Source organism: Shivajiella indica, from assembly GCF_042683085.1.
GTDB lineage: Bacteria > Bacteroidota > Bacteroidia > Cytophagales > Cyclobacteriaceae > Shivajiella > Shivajiella indica.
In genome coordinates, this window is the sequence record NZ_JBHUIV010000017.1 from 1 (window position 1) to 3,393 (window position 3,393).

Genomic DNA, 3,393 nt, shown 5'->3' on the forward strand with positions numbered 1-3,393 from the left:
TTTTTTGGCCTTAAAATTAACTTATCCACCGTTATCAACAAGTTATAAGTCTCCCCCCAGACCCCCCTCAATGTTGATAGTAATAATAGCTTTATTAGAATATTTATATTTTGTAAATCTAAAGGCGACAAAGGCAGACTTGAACCAGTCGGGGCTTGAACCAATCTTAGTCCAATTATGGTAAGAAACTGGTAAATTTTACCAAAACATTATCTTGTCCTTACGTCATTTTTTTTATTTTTGGATTGTGACTCATCCCAAATTTGCCTTTCGGAATCTGCCTTCTGAAGTTTTTCTCCTACTTTATCATTTGGCTTTTGCCGTGATATTTACCTGGTACCTGAATACCTATGGTGGAGATGCCATCCGGTACTGGAATCTCACGGCAGAAACAGGGCATCATCCGCAGTCTTGGATGGATCATTGGGGTACCCGGTCCTTTTTTATCCAATGGCTTAATTATTTTCCTGCCAAAATACTGGGTTTGCCTTTTTGGTTGGGGAATCTGTGCTACGCCCTGGTTTCATTTTGGGCAATCCGGGAAGTCTGGCGCATGGTCATGGCTTATTTTCCGGGAGTTTCCAATACCTTAAACCATTGGGTTTTGTTGTTGCTTTTTTTATCTCCCAACCTTCATTTTTGGACCTCCGGAATTGGAAAGGAATCCTTGGGTTTCCTGGGTTTGGTGATGTTTATGAAAGGTTCTTTGGACCTGAGGAAAAACTGGTATTGGATTTTATTTGGAGTTGGACTTTCCTATATGGTCAGGCCCTTGCAGGGAGGGATTCTGTTGGCATTTGTTTTGCCCTTATTTTGGTGGGAAAAAGAATTCCCCTCTTGGTTGAAATGGGGCGTTTCCCTTATCATCTTGGTGTTGGGCCTGTTGGCTTTACGGTTTTTGCTGTACATCACCCATATAGACACCTTGAATTTCCAGGGTATTGCACAATTTTCAGAGGAGCAAATGACCTTTTTAGAAGGTTTTGCAGCAGGGTCTCAGGTTCCAATGTCTGAATATTCCTGGATGATGAAGTTATGGACCTTATTTTTCCGGCCTTTTGTGGGAGAAGCAGCCGGTTTTTGGCAATGGGCATCAGCATTGGAGAATTTGGTAGCCCTGGTTTTGCTGTTTTTGTTTTTGTTTGATATCAATAGATTCAGGTTTCGGTCTGTTCCCGGTTTTGTTTGGATTGGCATCGCCTTTGGTATGATTTTGATGTTTGTTTATGCTTTGACTTTAAATAATCTGGGGATTATCATGCGGATGAAATCGGTGTATATGCTGTTTTTTTATCTGTTGTGGGTTTGGAAAGGGAGCGGAGAAGGTGAATGTAGAATCAAGAGTGTAAGTATGTGAGATCAGTTCTGTAGGAGAAAAGGATTTTTTGAACCACGAAGCGCACCAAGGACCCAAAGAAATTAAAGATTTTGTGAGAAATTTGGCTTTTTCAATTTAGACGTTTTTTCCCAGTTTAATAGGTATCAAGAACACTAAGCAGCTTGCGCTGTTGCGCTTTGTGAATTTGAGGGATCGGTTCTGTTGGAGAAAAGGATTTTCTTAAACCACTAATTACACTAATTACACTAATTTTTGAATCCTTTTTTTGGCTGCTGAGCGGATCTAAATGTTTATGTGAATTCAAATGAACTTGAGAAAAGGGATTATGCGCGAAGCTTTCGGATTAACACTAATTCCAAGCTGTAGACCAGGTGTGAAATTGAATGAAATAGCCCTGAAAGGGCAACATGTGACAGCCCGGGGTTTCAACCCCTGGTTGATGATGCCAGCCCATATCCAGAGCCTGCCTTTGCCAGTCAGGCAGGCCGGCGCTGAAAGTGAAATCGAAGCAAGAATATATTCGCCGGCGATAAACGATGTAGCAGTCAGTAGACTGCATTGATTTGGTCCATGCTTGTCCGTGGCGGATCACAGACTTTGAACTATGCAATTTTAAAAATTTTGCAGCTCAAAATGGAAAGAAATAAAGCTCAATCCGACTTGTTTTTGAGCTACAATAATTAAATTAGTGAGCTACAATAAATTTCTATGATTGGAAATGTTGAATCTGAAATAATTAAATACATCCAGGAAAACAAAGAAGTTTCTTCAAAAGATATTTTTGAGGGCATTTCCTCTGCCGTCAGTTATGCTACATTGAAGAGAACTTTAACCAAGTTACTTGATGATAATCTTATTTCAAAGAAAGGACAGGGAAGGGCTACTAAATATTCGGTTTCATCAAGTTACGGACTTTTGTTTCCAATTGATCTTGAGAAGTATTTTGAAAAAGAACTAGATGAAAGGGAGATTAGAGAATATTATAATTTTAGGCTTATTCCTGAAATACTGACAGAAGCCAATCTATTTTCTACGAAAGAGTCTGAGCAGTTGGACTTGCTTCAGGAAAAATATAAACAGAATATTTCCCAACTTTCCCAAGTTGTTTATTCAAAGGAACTGGAAAGATTAGCGATTGATTTAAGTTGGAAATCTTCCCAGATTGAGGGTAATACCTATTCTCTATTGGAGACAGAAAGACTTTTGAAGGATAAAGAAACCGCATCTGGCAAAACTAAAGAAGAGGCAGTCATGCTTCTCAATCATAAGGATGCGATTGATTTTATAATTGAAAACCCTGATTACCTTATTCCTTTGTCTGTTTCCAAAATTGAGGACATCCATAGTATTTTAATTAAAGAACTTGGAGTAGGGAAAAACATTAGAAAAAGGAGAGTGGGTATATCCGGGACTAATTATCGCCCTCTGGATAATGAATTTCAGATTAATGAAGCACTTTCGGAAATGTGTAAACTTGTCAATGCTAAGGAAAGTGTCTTTGAGAAAGCCTTATTGCTTTTAATTTTGATTTCTTATATACAGCCCTTTGAAGATGGGAATAAAAGAACCGCAAGAATTGTAAGTAATGCAGTTCTTATGAATCATCAATATTGTCCTATTTCTTTTAGAACAGTGGATGCAGTTGAATACAAGAAAGCCATGCTTATTTTCTACGAGCAGAACAATATTTCATGTTTTAAAGAAATATTTATTGAGCAGTACCGATTTGCTGTAGAAACCTATTTCTAGATAAAAAAGAAAGGCAATTTAGAATGATGAATTAATGCCGTTAAGTTAAGGAATGTAATTAAATAGATTTGTAATTCATTGAGTATTTCAGTTTTGCTCTGAATTTCCGTTTGAATACCTGGTTTCTTCTTGAATATTCTATTTTGGAAGCGATTTTGTTTACACATTTCTGGATAATTTCTTCTAATTCACCAATTAAACCTCTGATTTTCAATATCAAGGATTTTGTTTTTGACAGTGCATATGTTTTATTGATTATCAAGGTCCTTGCTGACTTTGATTTTCGTCCTGTTTTGGTTTTAGGC

The 3,393-nt window shown here is 37.6% G+C and carries 4 protein-coding genes; 3 read left to right on the forward strand and 1 reads right to left on the reverse strand.

The features are described 5' to 3' along the window. The first annotated feature begins 247 nt into the window (after positions 1-247). From ACFSKV_RS12740 to ACFSKV_RS12750, 3 genes are all read left to right on the forward strand, one after another. The gene (locus ACFSKV_RS12740; protein WP_380803339.1) at positions 248-1,357 is read left to right on the forward strand and encodes a hypothetical protein; all 1,110 of its coding nucleotides are present in this window, start codon (positions 248-250) and stop codon (positions 1,355-1,357) included. Positions 1,358-1,664: 307 nt separating this feature from the next. Continuing rightward, on the forward strand, positions 1,665-1,901 hold the full coding sequence (locus ACFSKV_RS12745) for a hypothetical protein (RefSeq protein ID WP_380803340.1): 237 nt from the start codon (positions 1,665-1,667) through the stop codon (positions 1,899-1,901). Between the two features lie 146 nt (positions 1,902-2,047). Continuing rightward, positions 2,048-3,088 carry a Fic family protein gene (locus tag ACFSKV_RS12750; protein WP_380803341.1) on the forward strand — a complete coding sequence of 347 codons (1,041 nt, stop codon included), beginning with the start codon at positions 2,048-2,050 and terminating at the stop codon, positions 3,086-3,088. 58 nt (positions 3,089-3,146) lie between these two features. Here the strand turns inward: ACFSKV_RS12750 and ACFSKV_RS12755 are convergent. Then, positions 3,147-3,393: hypothetical protein (locus tag ACFSKV_RS12755; RefSeq protein WP_380803344.1), on the reverse strand; the 247-nt coding region annotated here is incomplete at its 5' end.